The organism is Paraburkholderia sp. 2C (assembly GCF_054589215.1).
Genome location: NZ_BAAILL010000036.1, coordinates 672783 through 689828 on the forward strand (window position 1 = coordinate 672783; position 17046 = coordinate 689828).

Annotated in this window: 16 protein-coding genes; 3 read left to right on the forward strand and 13 right to left on the reverse strand. The window is 61.8% G+C overall.

Annotation, left to right across the window (positions count from 1 at the left end; translation table 11 throughout):
• From ACYPXD_RS15700 to ACYPXD_RS15730, 7 genes are all read right to left on the reverse strand, one after another.
• On the reverse strand, nucleotides 1-279 hold the full coding sequence (locus ACYPXD_RS15700) for a DUF2523 family protein (RefSeq protein WP_459712853.1): 279 nt from the start codon (nucleotides 277-279) through the stop codon (nucleotides 1-3).
• Nucleotide 280: 1 nt separating this feature from the next.
• Entirely contained in the window at nucleotides 281-553 is a 273-nt protein-coding gene (locus tag ACYPXD_RS15705) for a virulence factor TspB C-terminal domain-related protein (RefSeq protein WP_459713360.1), read from the reverse strand.
• A gap of 21 nt (nucleotides 554-574) precedes the next feature.
• The gene (locus ACYPXD_RS15710) at nucleotides 575-1924 is read right to left on the reverse strand and encodes a hypothetical protein (protein WP_459712855.1); all 1350 of its coding nucleotides are present in this window, start codon (nucleotides 1922-1924) and stop codon (nucleotides 575-577) included.
• 80 nt (nucleotides 1925-2004) lie between these two features.
• Nucleotides 2005-2298, reverse strand: coding sequence for a hypothetical protein (locus ACYPXD_RS15715; RefSeq protein WP_459712857.1), 294 nt, complete (start codon nucleotides 2296-2298; stop codon nucleotides 2005-2007).
• 70 nt (nucleotides 2299-2368) lie between these two features.
• Nucleotides 2369-2596, reverse strand: coding sequence for a major capsid protein (locus ACYPXD_RS15720; protein WP_459712859.1), 228 nt, complete (start codon nucleotides 2594-2596; stop codon nucleotides 2369-2371).
• Nucleotides 2597-2804: 208 nt separating this feature from the next.
• Nucleotides 2805-2951 carry a hypothetical protein gene (locus ACYPXD_RS15725; protein ID WP_459712861.1) on the reverse strand — a complete coding sequence of 49 codons (147 nt, stop codon included), beginning with the start codon at nucleotides 2949-2951 and terminating at the stop codon, nucleotides 2805-2807.
• A gap of 1 nt (nucleotide 2952) precedes the next feature.
• On the reverse strand, nucleotides 2953-3273 hold the full coding sequence (locus ACYPXD_RS15730; protein WP_459712863.1) for a cellulose synthase: 321 nt from the start codon (nucleotides 3271-3273) through the stop codon (nucleotides 2953-2955).
• A 545-nt stretch (nucleotides 3274-3818) separates the two neighbouring features.
• Here ACYPXD_RS15730 and ACYPXD_RS15735 point away from each other — a divergent pair.
• The 3 genes from ACYPXD_RS15735 (at nucleotide 3819) to ACYPXD_RS15745 (ending at nucleotide 6488) form a co-directional block, all read left to right on the forward strand.
• Nucleotides 3819-4118 carry a hypothetical protein gene (locus tag ACYPXD_RS15735; RefSeq protein ID WP_459712865.1) on the forward strand — a complete coding sequence of 100 codons (300 nt, stop codon included), beginning with the start codon at nucleotides 3819-3821 and terminating at the stop codon, nucleotides 4116-4118.
• A 447-nt stretch (nucleotides 4119-4565) separates the two neighbouring features.
• Nucleotides 4566-4862 carry a helix-turn-helix domain-containing protein gene (locus ACYPXD_RS15740; protein ID WP_459712868.1) on the forward strand — a complete coding sequence of 99 codons (297 nt, stop codon included), beginning with the start codon at nucleotides 4566-4568 and terminating at the stop codon, nucleotides 4860-4862.
• Between the two features lie 150 nt (nucleotides 4863-5012).
• Nucleotides 5013-6488 carry an ISNCY family transposase gene (locus ACYPXD_RS15745; protein WP_459712870.1) on the forward strand — a complete coding sequence of 492 codons (1476 nt, stop codon included), beginning with the start codon at nucleotides 5013-5015 and terminating at the stop codon, nucleotides 6486-6488.
• A 328-nt stretch (nucleotides 6489-6816) separates the two neighbouring features.
• Here ACYPXD_RS15745 and ACYPXD_RS15750 read toward each other — a convergent pair whose 3' ends face one another.
• The 6 genes from ACYPXD_RS15750 to ACYPXD_RS15775 form a co-directional block, all read right to left on the reverse strand.
• Nucleotides 6817-8106, reverse strand: a complete 1290-nt coding sequence (locus ACYPXD_RS15750; RefSeq protein ID WP_459712872.1) for an amidohydrolase family protein — start codon at nucleotides 8104-8106, stop codon at nucleotides 6817-6819.
• A 431-nt stretch (nucleotides 8107-8537) separates the two neighbouring features.
• Complete coding sequence (locus ACYPXD_RS15755) at nucleotides 8538-12500, reverse strand: hypothetical protein (RefSeq protein WP_459712874.1); 3963 nt, start codon at nucleotides 12498-12500, stop codon at nucleotides 8538-8540.
• Between the two features lie 378 nt (nucleotides 12501-12878).
• Nucleotides 12879-13982, reverse strand: a complete 1104-nt coding sequence (locus tag ACYPXD_RS15760; RefSeq protein WP_459712876.1) for a porin — start codon at nucleotides 13980-13982, stop codon at nucleotides 12879-12881.
• Between the two features lie 237 nt (nucleotides 13983-14219).
• The gene (locus ACYPXD_RS15765) at nucleotides 14220-15152 is read right to left on the reverse strand and encodes a LysR family transcriptional regulator (protein WP_459712878.1); all 933 of its coding nucleotides are present in this window, start codon (nucleotides 15150-15152) and stop codon (nucleotides 14220-14222) included.
• 89 nt (nucleotides 15153-15241) lie between these two features.
• A complete protein-coding gene (locus ACYPXD_RS15770; protein WP_459712881.1) occupies nucleotides 15242-16198 on the reverse strand; it encodes a DUF979 domain-containing protein in 957 nt (318 codons plus the stop codon).
• Nucleotides 16195-16947 (reverse strand): DUF969 domain-containing protein, encoded by a 753-nt coding sequence (locus ACYPXD_RS15775; RefSeq protein WP_459712884.1) that lies wholly within the window; start codon nucleotides 16945-16947, stop codon nucleotides 16195-16197. Before ACYPXD_RS15775 ends, ACYPXD_RS15770 begins: the two co-directional genes overlap by 4 nt.
• Between the last annotated feature and the right edge of the window lie 99 nt (nucleotides 16948-17046).

A 17046-nucleotide genomic window follows, 5' to 3' on the forward strand; every position in this document is an offset into this window, starting at 1 on the left:
CTAGCGAATGAAGAACTTCTTCATGGACGATGCCCCGGCCATGGCCACACGCGCAGCGAACGCGCCGCCGATATAGCCGAAGCCCGTCCAGAAGCCGCCGATCGCGACGATGTTCACCACGTCCGATGACAGGCCGCCCACAGCCGTTGTGACCCACTGCATGGCCTGATTGACCGCAAGGTCCACGCCGGTCACCGTCATCACGCCCACGCCGATCCCGATAAGCGCCTGGATGACGAACGGTGCCGCCACCGACACAAACCACGTTGCCCAGGTCATATCAGATCCCCATTGCGACGATGAAAGCCGCAGCGATGCCGCACACGGCAAGCACGATTGGCCGCACATCCGCCGCGAACGTACACATGGGCGTCCACGAAAACGAGAGTTCGTAACCGAAAACAGGAATGACAACCGGACCCGGACAGGTGCCGGTAGAAGGTCCGATATCCCACGGCGTCAGCGACACGGAAACCGAACTGGACGGCAACGTATCGGCCGTAGCGGTGCCGAGCAGTGCACATGCCGACGCAGAAGGGTCAAGCTCGCACAGGTCTGCGGTATCGGACGACGATTAACCGCCGCCACCATCACCGCTGCCAGTACCGGTTCCAGTACCTGTACCTGTACCTGTACCGGTCCCCGTTCCAGTGCCAGTACCGCTGCCGGTGCCTGTTCCCGTCCCTGATCCCGTGCCGGTACCCGTTCCAGTACCCGAGCCCGTACCTGATCCGGTGCCAGTGCCCGAGCCTGTTCCCGTACCAGTGCCAGTGCCGCTTCCAGTACCCGTTCCTGTACCTGTGCCGGTCCCGCCACTTGGAAACGGCATGCCCGAATACGGCACCGCCATTGAGCCGTCGCCCGTGTTCGCGTCCACCGCATCGCCCACCGTAGGCACCCAGCTCGGATTCGCAGCATTCCAGGCCGTCACGTCATCCGCCGTGATCGGATTCGACGGGTCGTACGGCACCCCTGTATAGCCACTTTGCTCGCTTGCCTGCTGCCACAGCGAATCCGCAAGCGCTGCCGTCAATGCAGGATCAAGCGGCAAGGCAAGGTCCGACTGCGGAATCGAGTTGACCGCATCGCCAATCGGTTCCTGCTGCGGCGTTGGCGGTATGTACACCTGGCATGCACCGCTGTAGAAAAGCCCGCTGGCACACGAAGGAAGAGACCACGTCGACGACGAAAGACTGACCGGCAGCGTGCCCGTAAGCGCAACACTGCCGTCCGTCTCGTCAATAGCGAAAGGACAAGACGCCGTGCCGGTATTGACTATCGTGCAAGGGCCAGTCAGCCGTTCATCTTTCCAACCCGACTGCGCCCAGCTCGTCGCGTTGGCCGACGCATTCCACTGCATACACGCCTGCGCGGCGGCCTCCGGCGTACCACCATCGCAGCTACCTGCGCCGCTCCAGAAACTCTGCCCCTGCACAAGTGCACCTGATGGTTGGTTTGCTACGCCCACCGTTGACGACGGCTTCGGAGAAAAGAGCCAGTTGGCAAGACCGTTCACGCCCAGCTGTACAAACGTTCCGACAACCGTACCCACTGTGATACATCCGGCGACCGCAAAAAGCGCACCGACGCCCCCTGTCGGCAAACCTGCCGCGCCAAAGCACGCGGTACTCACAATGCCGCCCACAATATTGCCCGCGACCGACGAACTGAGGCCAGTCGCGCTATTTACCCCTTCCGCCGTTGCCTGCGCCTGCGCCGATGTAGGCACGACGCCACGTTGCGCCTCTTTAGCCGCAATTACTCCGCCTAGCTGTGCCTGGGCGCGTTCAAACGAACCGGCCACGCCAGGCACGTACGAACCAACGATGTTGCCAGCGCTGTCAAAAATCAGTGCCGTAGCAGCGTGCGCGTATAAGCAAACCGCAAACAGCACCAACGCGAGCAGCAGACGAACGCGACGCATATCGCCTCACAGAAAAAGAATCAGGCCAACCGCCCAGAACGTCGCGACCACCGAGGCCGCGCAGAACAGATACCAGGCCATTATTCGGAAACCTCACTATCGATGAAGCGCCGCACGCTCCGGATTGCCCACGCCGATGCCATTACCAGCAGCATGGCCCCGCCCACCTCCATGCCGACGACCTCGCCGCCCGGAATCGGGCTGTCGGACCCTGACTGCACCGGCTCCATGTAGGCGTACAAGGTCTCGCCCACCGCGTTCAATCCGCACTCAGCCGGTGTACTACCCACGAACAGCGCCGGATCGCTCGCCGGAACATCCGGCTGCAGATAGCAAACGACCGCATACTGTCTTCCCTCAACCGCTGACGCCATCACGCACCCCGGATGAAAAAACGGGGCGCTCAGCTCCCGCCAAACGCCCCGCACTTCACACAGCCCGCCGTCAGCGACCGATGAAACCCTTGATCAGACGGAACGCGAACACCACGACCACCACGCCGAGGACGGCAATGCCAACGTCCTGCACCGTCGTCGACGTGCTCGAAATCGACGCCACGATGCTCGTATCGTCGATTGCCGGGGTTGTCGTGCCCGAGCTCTGCGCGAACGCAGCCACCGGAGCGGCAACAGCCGCCAGAACAAGAGCACCCTTCTCGAACAGCTTCTTCATTACAGCTACTCCTATTGGCCCGTACCGTTTGGACGCGAAGCGCCCGGGCCGTTAGCGCGTTGCGTCGACTTCTTTGGCGGATCGCGACGAAACACCGTGCGAGCCGCGTAATTCAACCCCTTGCAGCAGAGGTAGATACCCACCTGGGCATTGAGCAGCGCGAGCTGCAGCGCAACGCGGTCTACCGCATCAAATGGAAGGCTTTGCATCACCACTCCCCGGCCAGCCCGCCCATCGCATCGATGTGACAGGCAAGCAGAACTTCAATCGAAAGGCCGAAGCGCTCGCGCACACCCTCGTCGCGCATCCAGAGCCACGCGGACAAACCGAGCCGCAACGAGCGCATCAGCGACATGTCAGGCTCCAGCGCCCGCAGCAACACCCGCCCCCGGCTTGCCCTTCGCTCCCGGCATACCGAACGGCTGCAACGACACCACACGCGGTTCGAGCTTGCCCTCGCTCGACCGGAACAGCGAAAACTCCGCGAGGTAGTCACCCGGAGTCGATTCCTTGAGCACTTCGGGCAGGTTGATCGTGCCAACGAGGATCGATTTCCCTTCGCTGTTCTCCTGTTCGAGGATGCACTGCGCCTCGTGAATAGCCCACGGGTTGCCGGTCTTCTTCGAAATGCCTGACCGGTGCGTCACATCGAGAATCGTCAATTTCTGCTTGTTCATACATTCACCTTTCGATTAGTAGTGCTATTCACACTAGGTAAGCCCTTGTCGGGCAAATGGGTCGCAGACTGGCCACGACCGGAGACGCTTAACGCGTCGTTACGGCAACATCACTACACGCACCACAACCGCCCGCACGGTCAACACCGCACCAGGCGCACAACTCCGCTGCGACTTCCATCGACAGCGCACTTACATCGCGTCGACGCACTTCGAGCGGCATCGAGCGCACCGGCGACACCCGACCGTAAAACAGATCCGGTGTCCGCACGTCGTCTGTGCACTTTGCCATGCAGTCAGGTTCGGAAAGGGTTGACCGGCGCGCCGACTTCGACCGGCACCAGCGTAAGAAAATTGGGTTGGCGACCCTGCCGGTACAGTTCGGCGCGAGCCTTGTCGCGCGCTTTTTCGCTGTCTCTTGCGCGGACTTCGACAGTAGCAACGCGCGAATGCGCGTGCTGCGTATAGACGTGAACTCGATATGCAGGCACAGCTAACCCCCGTTATTGACTTTCGATGAGCCGAAACTGTGAAGAGTTATATTTATGGGCACCAACAACAACCGAGAAACAACAATGACACGCCCGACCATTTCATCAATCGCTATTGGAACTGTCATCAAAGACTTCGATGAGGGACCCAATAACGCAAAAGACGCGTGGAAGTTCTATTCAACTGAACTCGATAAGCATGAAAACCCGGTAGCAATCGTCATTTGCAACGACCAAGGCGCATTTTTCGGAGAAGTCTGGAGCCAAAACGACGTTCCAACCTCTTTCGAAAATTTCGAGAACCGTATGGGCATCCTTGGTGTGTATGAAGACGACGACTACGACGAAGAGTGACGCGTTAGCAGATCGCATGCTGTCAACAACGGTAGCACCGCCGTAGCCTTTTTCACGCGGCGTGCTGCTACGTTGCCCATTTCGACCGAACACCAGGCATCACGAACTTCACGCCAGGCAATGCGGCCGCCGCAAAGAACGTGTAGCCAGGAGGACACCTTGCCTTGCTCGACCAGCGCGACAGGCTCAACACCATTAACGGTCAACAACGCCCGTACCGCCTCATAGCGAAGTCGCAACGTGGCTACGTCAGCGATCTCACGACACGTCAGTGTTACCACCACCAAAGAACCTTTCACAGCACCTCCCCGTTTAATGGGTCGTACTCGACGCGCGGGGTTTACCTTTTCCGCCGCGCTGGTAGACTTCGTAACAGAAAAGTTACGCGTAACACATCTGTTACGAATGATGCGCGTAACACATTTGTTACGTCAATCGGAGATTTATATGAACTATGACGAGTTGATAGCTAAGGCACTGCAAGGCCGCTCCGTCAGCGCGACGGCCGCACACCTTGGAATGTCGAAAATGACGTTGAATCGATATGTGCGTGGTAGCCATATTCCCGATTACCGAACCGCTGCGTTGCTTGCTAAAGAAGCGAACGTCTCTCTTGGGGAAGTGATGCAGATAATGGTTGCTAAAGAAGCCGAATTGAAAGGCTCGAAAGAGGTCTTTGCGGCGGGTTTTCGCCTGCTCACTAACGCCGCGAATCGCCTTTTTTCGCGTCTGGCAACCGCGTGAATTGGTGCGTTAGTGAGTTCGACTTTCTATAAATTATCGACAAAACGGATGTAACGGCCATTTAGTAATGTCCGGTTTGGGCCAGTTAGAAATGTCCGGTTCGGGGCTCCGCGAGGCGCATGCTGTGGCGCGCACACGATGGAGCCTGTGATGAACGAACCCGGACTGGTGACGATCAGCATGAACGAACTGCAGCGGGTCAAGATCATCGAGGCGGTTGTCGAAGGACGGCTGAGCGGCGTGCGTGCTGCCGCTCAGCTGGGACTGAGCGAGCGGCAGGTTTCGCGTCTGAGACGCCGCTTTGAGGCGTCGGGGGCCGCCGGTCTGATTTCGGCCAAACGTGGCAGGCCGAGCAACCGGCAACTGCCGGTGAACGTGCGGGCCCGCGTGATCGCCATCGTCCGCGAGCGCTACGCCGATTTTGGGCCGACCCTGGCGCGCGAGAAGTTGTACGAGTGTCACGGCATCCTGCTGGCCAAGGAGACGTTGCGGCAATGGATGTACGATGCCGGGCTCTGGGTGCCGCGCGCGCAGCGTCCGCCGAAGGTGTACCAGCCGCGCAACCGCCGCGCGTGCTATGGCGAGCTGATCCAGATCGATGGCAGCGACCATCGCTGGTTCGAGGAGCGGGCGCCGGCGTGCACGCTGCTGGTGTTCGTTGACGACGCGACCAGCCGGCTGATGGCGCTGCACTTCACGGCCACCAAGTCGACCTTCAGCTATTTCGAGGCGCTGGCGAAGTATCTGTGCGCGCACGGCAAGCCGGTGGCGTTCTACAGCGACAAGGCGAGCGTGTTCTACGTGAAGAACCGGTCCGCCACCGCGGGCAAAGGTGTCACGCAGTTCGGGCGCGCCCTGTACGAACTCAACATCGAGACGTTCTGTGCGAACTCGAGCCAGGCGAAGGGGCGCGTCGAGCGCGCCAACGGTACGCTGCAGGACCGGCTCGTGAAGGAGCTTCGGCTGCGCGGCATCAGCACGCGGGAAGCCGCCAATGCGTATGCGCCCTCCTTCATCGCGGACTTCAACCGGCGTTTTGCGAAGCCGCCGGCGAGCGATTACAACACGCACCGGCCACTGCACGATGAGGAGGACCTGCGGCAGATCCTGGCCTATCGCGTGCCGCGCAAGGTGACGAATTCACTCACGGTGCAGTACGACCGCGTGATGTACCTGCTCGAGGACACCGCGGCCAATCGCCGCCTGATCCATGAGTACGTGGAGGTGGTCGAGTATCCCGATGGTGTGATCGAGGTGCAGGCCGACGGCATGGTGTTGCCGCACACCGAATATGACCGCATCACGAAGCTCGACCAGGGCGCGGAAATCGACAACAAGCGGCTCGCGAGCGCGCTGGAAGTGGCGCGGCAGGTTCAGGCGATACGTGATGACCGGCGCGCGGCGGGCTCCCCTTCCCGGACCCATATCGGTGAAGCGGTCCGTGCGAAGAAGGCGCTCGTCGGGCTGAAGAAGCAGCGTGCGATCAAGGTTGCCGATCTGAACCAGGCCATTCTCGAAGTCAGTGAAAAAGAAATGAGGGGACGGGGGGCGGCTGCGCCGCCCCACCCCAAAACCATAAACAGAACCAAGGCAAAAACGGCTTCAAAACCGGACATTTCTATTTAGCCAGCACCCGGACATTTCAATCTGGCCATGACAACGGATGTAATGGCTAAGTTCAGATGTCCGCTTTTGCGCCGCGTAAGCTGTCCGGCCGCCGGTTGTCCGGCGTCGGGAGCTTGGATGGCTGCGACAGACTCGACCGGTTGAAGATGATCCAGGCGATCGTCGAACTGGGCCTGAAGCCCGGCCGTGCCGCGGAACGCCTGGCTGCGAGATAACGGGATGACGCAGACTGCGGCGCATCGAGCGGCATATTGAGCGCGACGCACGCATTGCGTGCTGATGTGCCAGATAACCGGGGCATTGCAAGCTTTGCAATGCCCCGGTTTTTTCATGCTCGATGCAGTTTGAAATCGACCTCCCTCGGACGGCCGTCGAGCGCCAATGCCGCGCGCGCGGCCGGTGACCGGCTGACCACCTTGCCGCGGCTCACCACGGCAAGACGCGCCGCGCGCAGACGAATCGCTTCCACTTCATCGCGAGCATCGAGCACCACACAATTGGCCGCGCAGCCCGGCGCGATGCCGTAGCCATCGAGACCGAGAATGCGCGCCGCGCTGAAAGTGACTGCGTCGAAGCACGCGCGCATCGCATCGGTACCCGTCATTTGCGCGACGTGCAGCCCCATCTGCGCGACTTCCAGCATGTCGCCGGAGCCGAGGCTGTACCACGGGTCCATCACGCAGTCGTGGCCGAACGCGACGTTGATCCCCGCCGCCAGCATCTCCGGCACGCGTGTCATGCCACGCCGCTTCGGGTAGGTATCGGAGCGTCCCTGTAGCGTAATGTTGATCAGCGGATTCGCAATCGCCGCGACACCCGATTCGCGCATCAACGGCAAAAGCTTGCTGACGTAGTAGTTGTCCATCGAATGCATCGACGTCAGATGCGAACCCGTCACCCGGCCGTGCAAACCCAGACGGTGCGTGTGCGCAGCGAGCGTTTCGATATGGCGCGACAGCGGGTCATCTGATTCGTCGCAATGCATATCGACGCGAAGCCCTTTCTGCGCGGCGAACTCGCAGAGCAGGCGCACCGATTCGGCGCCATCCGCCATCGTCCGCTCGAAATGCGGAATGCCGCCGACGACGTCGACACCGAGGTCGATTGCACGCTTCAGGTTGTCGAATGCGCGCGGGCTGCGCAGCAGGCCATCCTGCGGAAAAGCGACCAGTTGCAAGTCCATGTAGTGCGCAACACGGCGCCGCACTTCAAGCAGTGCGTGAACAGCAAACAAGCGCTCGTCGCACACGTCGACATGCGTGCGAATCGCCAACAAGCCGCGCGCGACCGCCCAGTCGCAATACTGCAGCGCGCGCTCGACCAGCGCGTCCTGCGTCAGATGCGGTTTCAGTTCGCCCCATAACGCAATGCCTTCGAGCAGCGTGCCGGATGCGTTGACGCGCGGCAACCCGTACGACAACGTCGCGTCCATATGAAAGTGCGCGTCGACGAACGGCGGCGTAACAAGCGAGCCGTCCGCGTTGATTTCGTCGCGCGCGTGAGCGGCAAGATGCGGTTCGACCGCGACGATCCGCGTGTCTTCAATGCCAATATCGACTGGCGATTCTCCACCTGCTGCGCTGCGCGGCAACACCGCGTTACGGATGATCAGGTCCATGCGCGTCCCCTTTCTGATTCTCACCGATTCTATCGGCAGAAAAAAAGCGTGGGGAGTTCGGAGACACGGCCGGTCACGTTCGTCCGAAATACGCACCGCGGTCTCATGCTGGATGGGTTTTTTGTGCAAGCCCCTAAATTTTCGCCCGATTTGCGTCGATACGGCCGGATACGGACGCAGTCATCGGGACCGCGTCGCGAACGGAGCGCGCAGATGTTGCACAAATGGATTTCGTCATGGTCGTGGGCCGGAGCCTTGGGTCTGGCCAAAAGATTCGTATTGCCGCTGGTCATCGTGACCGCGTGGACCAACCAGAAAACGCCCGCACAACATAAGCAATAGTGCACGGCCTCGCGCGCTGCCGGCACACAAACGACAGACGGCGAGCGCGCACAACACGCGCTCGCCGCCCTTGCCACAGCCGCTACCGCTTACTCGTCAGCCTCTGCAACGTTCCGGCGCCGCAGCCCGTCCGTGATGAACTCGGACGGACGCGCGTTCGTCGAATGCTCGGCGACTTCCTCCGTCGCGATCATGTTCTCGTACGCCTTGCGCCGCTCCTCGACCTCCGGATGATGGAAAACACCTTCGTAGTTCCCGGTGGCCACCTTCTCCGTAATGCCCTTGAACCGAGCATCGTGCTCTCCCAGCGTATCGAAGATGTCGTACATCGGGCGCAGTACGCGCGTATTCATCGCGTAAGCGGCATCTCCATGCGCCTTGATGCCGACTGCGAGCGCATCGGTGCCGAACAGCAACCGGTCGCGATGCGCGTTGAACAGATACAGCCAGTTGTTCCCCTGATTGCCATGCGCCGTCGCCAGCCTGACGAATGCGTCGCGCACCGCGGGTTTGTCCATTTCCGCTTTGACTCGGTCCTTGAAGTCGGCGAGCGCCTGGAAATACGTGTGCGCGACATTTTCTCCAGCCTGACGATGCACCGCGGCCAGGTTCAGATCGCCGAGGTCGTCGGCCTTGTCCGCACGGCCCCCTTCTTCCGCGAAAGTCTTGTAGAGCTTCAGCAGGTTCTGAATGCCGGAGCGGATCGGTTCCGAGAGCCCCGCGCGCGTGAGCTGATCGTGTACGTTCTCGAGAATGTCATGAGCGATGAAGTCCCATGACAGATCGAGCGACAGCACATCCTTCAGCTTTTCCTTCGACAACAGCGCGTCGAGGCTGCGGGTGTGGTCGGCGCCTTCGGCCGTAAAGCGCGAAATGCCCGCGCCATGCGCCCAGACAATCTTCGGCACGATCGGCGGGATGTTCGTCACGCCTTTCTTTGCGAGAATGTCGTTGCCCTTCCATCCCATGCGCCCGACCCATTCCTCGATGGCCGCGATCACCTGGTTCGCGTACCGGTTCTTGTCGCCGGGCACGCCGCGGTCGCAGTGCAGGATCAACGGCAGGCCGCGCTGTGCGCACGCATCGAACAACATCTGCGTGTCCTTGCTGTTGATACTCGGATTGTGCGGATTCTTGCCCGTGATGATCTCTTTCTTGAGCGTGACTTCGCCGACCGCCTTGTACGCGCCCGGATTCATCCGCATCCGGTTCTTCATTTCCTGCCCGATATTGGCGCCGTTCGTAATATCGAAGCCGGTCATGCTCAGGTCGAAACGCTCTTTCAGTTCGGCCGGCAGGTTATCGTATTGCGCCGCAAGCGGCATATCGTGATCGCGGTAGTCGATGCCGTGCTGCGAGTTCGCGTAGTACTTTCGCTCGGCGGTCGGCTTGTAGACCTGCGACGGAATACCGGCGAGGTTCGTGTACTTGATGTTGCTGCGATCCATGAACGCGGCGAGCTGCTTGAGCGAATTGACACGGCCGGAATAGCTGGTCGGATGGAAATGCGCGTCGTGCTGGTCGATATGGTCGAGCTTGACCGGCTCCCCGTCGATCGCGAGACTCATCGCACTGGCCGTGAGCCCTCGCTGAACCGCCGGCATCGCCTGCTGATCGCGCCACATCGAGCGCAGCATGTTTTCCGCGGCGCCTTCCATGCTCTGGTCGCGCTCGACCGGCGCCTCCTGTTCGATCGCTTCGTGGAACGCCGCCGGCAGTGCACGCAGATAGTTGTGTCTTGCAAGTGCAGCGGCGCTCGGCCCGGTCTGCGCTTCGATGTCGCTGGGCCCGCTGCTTGTGGTGGGAAGCGCGTCGGCGTCCTTGAGTCTCGTCAACTCCTGCTTCAGCGCCTTCAGCGAAAACTGGCCGCCCTCGAATGCGGCGGTGAAATTGCGTTTCGCGTGGGCCAGTGCCGCCTCATTTTCCGGGGTGTCCTCCGTTCCGACCTTCGCGAACCCATCAAACAGATTGCGCACGGTCGAACGACCCTCATCGGCCGCGTCCTCGGACTGGAGTTTCGATGCATCGAATCTGAGCATATTGCCGAGCAACATCAGCTTCGCGCCGACAAAACCCGGCTGCTGGCCGCGGAACGCTTCGTTGAACATGCGGCCGGTTGTCGCCAGCAACTGCTCCTTGTCATCCGAGGCCGGATGGGAAGCCATGTGATCGGCAATATCCCGGACCAGCACGCGGCCATGCGCCTTCGCACCCAGCGATGCGACAGCCTGCTGCGCGCTCATGCGTCCGGCGCCATATTCGACAGCGTTGTCGACGAACGCGCGCGCAAGGCCCTGACGGTCGACCTGACGCAGCGCGGCAAACGTCGGCATCAGCGTCTTGCTCAATTCCGTCACGGTTGCCGCATGCTCGAACACCTGGTCCGGGCCGCCGAGCTGGAACTGGCTTTGCAGCAACAGCGCCTGGACGTCGCGTATCCGGTTGCCCACATCCTGGAGTTCCGGCTGGATCGGCGTGCCGTTCTCCGCGCTTTCCTTTGCGATCCTCAGCGACTCCGCCGCGTTGTTCAGGACCTGCGCCATCTTCTTCACCGTACCCGTCGACACCGTGTCGCCCGGTTCCAGTTTTGACGCCGCATCGAGCAGCCTGCCGCGCAGATCGTCGATCTGTTGCAACGCGTCGCCCTTTTCGCGGAATGCGGCGCCGTTGAATACGTTCACCGCCTGCTCGAATTGCCGCGCCGGCTCTGCGCCCCACTTGCCGTCGCGAATATCGACCCCCGATTTATCGAGCAGATTTTCGAACTCGTTCATCGCCGAGCCTCGAATCTGTTGCGACAGCACATCGCTTCCGGCGATACCGAACTTGTTCGCGTGCTTCGCGGGATCGTTGAGCGCGTAAGTGAAGGCCGTCCGCGCGAGGCTGCCGATCAGCAGGAACAGGCTGATACCCGCGAAAATGTTCAACGCATTGCGCGATTCCGGGTTCGACGTCGCCTTCTCGCCGGCCTCGCGTATCAAACCGTACACGGCGGCGCCGAGCACCGCGCCCAATGCGCGCGAGGTCAATTCGTATGTCTTGTTCAGCCGCGTCGTGCGGTCCGCCAGCGCGGGCTCCGCGGTCAGATAGATGCCGTTCGGTATCGAGCGGTTGTGCGTGGTCTCAGGCAGATATTTCGCCTCGTCGACGCCATTGCGCTTGAGCGTATGCGCCGCACCCAGCGAAATCGCGCCCTGCCCGATCACGCTCATCGCGAGTCCTGACGCAAGCGAACGGACCGGCGCCCCCCACGCATGCGAATTCACGTTCGACGAAGCATCGATCGCACTGCCGACGGCGCCATATATCAGGAGGTTGCTGATCGCCAGGATGGCATCGCCGAGAATGGCCTTATAGGTGCCCGCATTCGCGGAATTCTGCGTCGCGAGCCGCAATTGTGCGTTCGCGCCGCCCAGCTTGCGCAGCGCGACCGATGCGAGTTCGGTGCCCGCCACCGAAGCCGGCGCCAGCGCCACCGAATACGCGAGCGACTGACGATGCTCGGGAAGAAACGCGGAGATCACCGTCGGCACAAAGAAGCCGAGCACGTTGCTGGTGAGCGCGGCAGCCATGTTGGCCATGGCCTGCCGGGCGCCCGGCGTGACCGCTTGTGCCGGCGCTTTCGAAAGCTCGCGCAAATGCGCGCTCACTTCGTCGAGATATTTCCCCATCGCCTGCTGCTGGGCGGGAGTCGGCACGCCGCCGGGGCTGACGTTCTTCAATTCATCACGGAGCCGCTCCTGCGCGCTGAACACAGCAGGCGGCAATTCCGCATGGCTCGCTGCCGCCGCCTGGGGCGCCGCGGTCGAGGTCGTTCGCGACTGCCCCGGCAGGCTGACCCGCAGACGGGAAGGGGCGGTGCCAGTCTTCGTGGCGGGGTCGTTCGCGCTTGCCGTCGCTCGCGAAAGTGCGATCGGCATATTGGGATCGATGCTCGGTTGCTTCGACGACGTGACGGTCGCGTCTTTCTTGCCCGACTCCGAAGCCAAACTCTCCAGCGGCACATCGTATGTCCGGCTGCTATCGCTCGTTGCACCCATTGGCGCTGTCATGGTAGGTCCTCTTCTCTGGTACGGCCGACGTCCGGACGAATCGTTTCCGGCCGGCCGATGGGTTTAAGAAACATTCAGTCATGCGAATAACTACGTCGTGCAGTAAAACTGCATCGATGACCTAAGCTTCGTATTTTCAGAAGACCGATGAACAGCGGGGGACGAAGAAAAGCTACAGGACGCGAACGCGGCGGCGAACGCGGGCGACGAACACGTATGCGTGCAACATCTCCGTGCTATGCGCAAACGCACATCGCCCGTCGCCGGTGCACAGAAGCACCGGGGACGGGCGTTCGCACGGAAGTGCGTGTCGTCAGAACTGCGAGAGGCGGGCCGGCACGCGCCTCCGGCCTCGCATCGAGCGCGAAGCTCGCGCGATCAGAACAGCGTGCGCAGGCTCAGGCTCACGCCGACATTATTCTTGTCGCCCGCGAAGGTCAACGGCCCGTTCGGGTCGTTGACCGATGCACCTGCCAGATGGCTGCGGTCCACCTCGAGATAGACGTCCGTGCGCTTGCTCAGCACATAGTCGGCAATGCCATAGACGGTTTGAATCGTGCCGTTGCTGCCCGGTGAGACATTGTTCGCATGATCGTACGCGTACGACACGGTGAAACGCCATTGCGCGGCCGGCTGCCACGCGAAACCCGCACGTACGAACAGATCCGTGCGCGCTGCCGTCTGCACGCCGCCGCCCGCGACCGTCGCGTTGCTGACGATGCTGGTGTTCGCGAGCGGGCCGCCGCTATTGGTCGCCGCGACCGCGAAGCCGGCATCGCGTCGCGCATCGATTCCGTACAGATAGAAGTTGAACAGTCCGTATGCGTAGGTGCCGCCCAGCGACCCGACCAGCAGCTTGTGCCCGCTCGCGTCCTTGGATTCGGCGCCCGCAATACCGGCCTTGCCGCCGGTGAAGTTGTAGATCAGGTACGCGGTATTCGTGCTGCCGGTGCTCGCGCTGCCCGGCTGACCGCCGAACGAATGCTGGAGCTGCACGGTAACCGGGCCGATCCGGTTGTCGTACTCAGCCGTATTGTCGAAGCGGATGCCCGTCAGAAACAGCGACCAGTCGGTCGCATTGATATTGCCGCCGCCGATCGGGTCGAAGTTGAACGCATAGAAGTTGTAGATGCCGCCATACTGCCGGCCGAGCTTCAGCGTGCCGTAGGTATCCTGTTGCAGGCCGACCCACGCGAAGCGCCCGAACAGCTGCTGCTGCTGATCGCTCTTGCCGTTCGCGATGTTAAAGCCCGATTCGAGATTGAAGATCGCGTGCATGCCGGCGCCGAGATCCTCGCTTCCCTTCAGGCCGAAGCGATTGCCGTTGATCGCGCCTTCGTTGACCGATACCACGTTGCCCGTATTGGAAGTCTGGAACCGCACAGCCTCATCGATCAGGCCGTATAAAGTGACGCTCGACTGCGCATACGCGCTGCTACAACCGAGAACGGCAAGCGCTGCCCCGCATACGTACTGTTTCATCGTATTCCTTGTTTTTGACCATTGCCCCTGCAACTTCGTGCTCTGGCGGCACGCCGTTGCCTCCTGCCGCATAGCGGCATGCACGCGGGCACACGCAGGTCCGGTTCGCTGCCGGCCTTATCGTCTTTCCCCGAGCAGGGCAAATTTTTATGCAATCCCGCTCATTGGTCGAACAAGAAATTTAAATTCGATATACAAACAAAATACATATCGCGGGGCAATCGCCGCCGCACGAACTCACACGACCACGTGCGCCGCCCCCTCGCCGAGTCTCGACGCGTAGCGGCGAATCGTTTCGATCGCAATCTCGACGAGCCGCTCCGTACTGTCCGTTCCGGAGCGCCACGCGATCACGAACGGCAACGGCGGAGGCCTCTCGAGGCCCTCCAGTTCGAGCAATGCCCCACTTTGCAGCAGATCCGGCACCAGTACGGGCGGCATCGCGGCGACGCCGAACCCGGCCTGGGTCAGCTTGATCATCGCGGCCACCGAATTGACGCAGCTCACGCGCGTCTCGCTGATGCCGTTGGACTGCATCAGCCGCAACAGGTCCTGGTGCGGGCGCGAATGCCGCGAATAGGTAATGAGGCGCTCGTTGCCGAGACGGCGCAATCGGGCGGCGGGGTCGCCGTCCATCGGCTGTGCCGCGATCGCCGAATTGGCTGCCACGAGCCAGCCCACCGACAGATGCAGCACCTCCATGCTGCGGATCGTTTCGTCGCGCAGCATGTCGGTCTGGATCACCATGTCGAGCATGCCGCGGCGCAACTGCTCGTTCAGATGAAGCGCCGTTTCCGAGGTCACCTCGATATCGAGGTTCGGATAGTGCTGGACCACGTCGGCAACGAAATCGACAAACCACGAGTGAATCGCGCTGTCCATCGCACCGATGCGGAACGTGCCGAATGCGAGCTTTTCGTCCTGCAGCGACGCACGCAACCGGCTCATCGAAATGCTGACCTGCTCCGCGTGCTGCAGCACGCGTTCTCCCTCGCGCGTCAGCGTCACGCCCTTCGGCTCGCGGCTGAAGAGCCGCGTGCCGAGATCCTGCTCGAGCACCGAAATGCGGCTAGAAATCGCGGCCTGCGTGGAATGCAGCTTATCGGCGGCGAGACTGAAGCTGCGCAATTTCGCCACCCAGATAAAGGTCTCCAGAAACTTTAGATTCATGTTCTCCCCCAACGACTCAACGCACAAAGGCCGGGTTTGCGTCGGCAAACCCGGCCTCGTCCTGCCAATTTAAGCGCGGCGCGCTCTTCCTACAGGAACATCAGCATATTCAACAGAACAATATTTACGATCAAGAGGGTGATCGCCGTGGGGACCTGCGCGCGTATTACGCCGTATTTGTCCGGCAGTTCGAGCAGCGCGGCCGGCACCATGTTGTAGTTGGCCGCCATCGGCGTGAGTAGCGTTCCGCAGTAACCGGAAAACATACCGATCGCGACCATCGGCGCCGGGTTGCCGTGAAAGACGTTGATCAGGATCGGCACGCCGACGCCGCCCGTCATCACGGGAAACGCGGCAAAGCCATTGCCCATGATCACGGTAAACAGCGCCATGCCGACGCAATAGACCACGACCGCGACAAAGCGATAATCGAGGTCGATGTAAGACGTTGTAATGTGAGCGACAGCTTTGCCGACACCCGCATCGGCGAACACGAGCCCCAGCATGCCGAGCATCTGCGGCAACACGACGGCCCATGACAGCGCATCGACCAGACGCCGCGCCTCCTTCACCGACTGACCGACCGAATCGCGGGTCAGCCGGCACGCGAGCGCCAGCGCCAGGATGCAGCCGATGCCGAACGCAACGAGCGTCACGTTTTTCGGATCGAGCAGCGCGACCCCGCCGAACACGAGCCGCGACGACAGCAGCGTCCCGACCACGGTCACGAGTGGAATGGTGAGCGCCGGCAGGAATAGCGTGTTGCCGAGCCGCAATGCGCTGGCCCGGCGCTCTTCTTCCGAACGCAGGCGCGGCTTCGCGCCGGTCACGCCACCGAACCCGGCCACCAGCGCCATCACGATGACGAGCGCGCCGACCACCGATGCGGGCAGCCGGTCGCCCACCAGAAAGATGATGCCGTAGAGAATCCAGAAGCCGCCGGCGAACAGGCGCTTCGGATGCGAGCGGTCGCTGATGATAATGCCGCCGATCACGAACAGCACGATGCCGAGCAGCCAGAAGAAGTAGTTGAGCGAGACGATCATGCGTTTTCTCCATGAGCCGGTACGCCCGCTGCGGAGTCGTTCGCGTCGGGCGTGGCCCGATCCGCCGAGCCGCGGTGCGCGAGCCAGCGATCCAGCGTGTAAAGCCGCGCGCCGTGAATCAGGAAAGCGGCCAGCGCGGTGGGCATGCCCCATATCGCCACGCGCATCGGTTCGACCGCGATGCCCGCTTCCTTGAGGAAGGTCACCATCAGCACGATCGCGCCGAACGCAACGAAAATGTCCTCGCCAAAGAACAGCCCCACGTTGTCAGTCGCCGCCGCGAACGCGCGCAAGCGGTAACGCACGGCGTCGGTCAGCTTGCCGAAACGTGCCTCGGCCGCGCCTTCCACCATCGGCGACACGAGCGGACGGACCATCTGCGCGTGGCCGCCGAGCCCGGTCAAACCAAGCGCAGCGGTCGTCTCGCGGATAAACAGATAGACGACGAGCAAACGCCCCGGCGTCGCCGCGCGAATGCCCGCTATCCATATCTGCGCGCGCTCGCGCAGCCCGTGACGTTCGAGCAGGCCGATCACCGCGAGCGGCAGCAGGATGATCAGCGGGATCACGCGCGTCTTGATGAATCCAGTGCCGATCGCCGCCAGCATCTGTTCAACCGGGAAATGCGCGGCGACGCCCGCGACAAGCGCCGCGGCCGTCACGATCAACATCGGATTGAAGCGCAACAGGAACCCGGCGACGATCACGGCCACGCCGAGCAAGGGGTAAAGATTCACGGTGGATTGCATCAACGGCTCCCTCCAGGCAGCGGTTTGAAATCCGTCCCGCCGCCGTCGAATTGCGGCGGCGGGACGGCCGGCACGGCGCGCGCTCAGCGGCGCGCCGGT

Coding starts and splice junctions, on each gene's coding strand:
- ACYPXD_RS15720 (WP_459712859.1), bottom strand. CDS start 2,596: ATGAAGAAGCTGTTCGAGAAGGGTGCTCTTGTTCTGGCGGCTGTTGCC.
- ACYPXD_RS15725 (WP_459712861.1), bottom strand. CDS start 2,951: ATGTCGCTGATGCGCTCGTTGCGGCTCGGTTTGTCCGCGTGGCTCTGG.
- ACYPXD_RS15755 (WP_459712874.1), bottom strand. CDS start 12,500: ATGACAGCGCCAATGGGTGCAACGAGCGATAGCAGCCGGACATACGAT.
- ACYPXD_RS15760 (WP_459712876.1), bottom strand. CDS start 13,982: ATGAAACAGTACGTATGCGGGGCAGCGCTTGCCGTTCTCGGTTGTAGC.
- ACYPXD_RS15730 (WP_459712863.1), bottom strand. CDS start 3,273: ATGAACAAGCAGAAATTGACGATTCTCGATGTGACGCACCGGTCAGGC.
- ACYPXD_RS15750 (WP_459712872.1), bottom strand. CDS start 8,106: ATGGACCTGATCATCCGTAACGCGGTGTTGCCGCGCAGCGCAGCAGGT.
- ACYPXD_RS15715 (WP_459712857.1), bottom strand. CDS start 2,298: ATGGCGTCAGCGGTTGAGGGAAGACAGTATGCGGTCGTTTGCTATCTG.
- ACYPXD_RS15770 (WP_459712881.1), bottom strand. CDS start 16,198: ATGATCGTCTCGCTCAACTACTTCTTCTGGCTGCTCGGCATCGTGCTG.
- ACYPXD_RS15745 (WP_459712870.1), top strand. CDS start 5,013: ATGAACGAACCCGGACTGGTGACGATCAGCATGAACGAACTGCAGCGG.
- ACYPXD_RS15700 (WP_459712853.1), bottom strand. CDS start 279: ATGACCTGGGCAACGTGGTTTGTGTCGGTGGCGGCACCGTTCGTCATC.
- ACYPXD_RS15775 (WP_459712884.1), bottom strand. CDS start 16,947: ATGCAATCCACCGTGAATCTTTACCCCTTGCTCGGCGTGGCCGTGATC.
- ACYPXD_RS15735 (WP_459712865.1), top strand. CDS start 3,819: ATGGGCACCAACAACAACCGAGAAACAACAATGACACGCCCGACCATT.
- ACYPXD_RS15765 (WP_459712878.1), bottom strand. CDS start 15,152: ATGAATCTAAAGTTTCTGGAGACCTTTATCTGGGTGGCGAAATTGCGC.
- ACYPXD_RS15710 (WP_459712855.1), bottom strand. CDS start 1,924: ATGCGTCGCGTTCGTCTGCTGCTCGCGTTGGTGCTGTTTGCGGTTTGC.
- ACYPXD_RS15740 (WP_459712868.1), top strand. CDS start 4,566: ATGAACTATGACGAGTTGATAGCTAAGGCACTGCAAGGCCGCTCCGTC.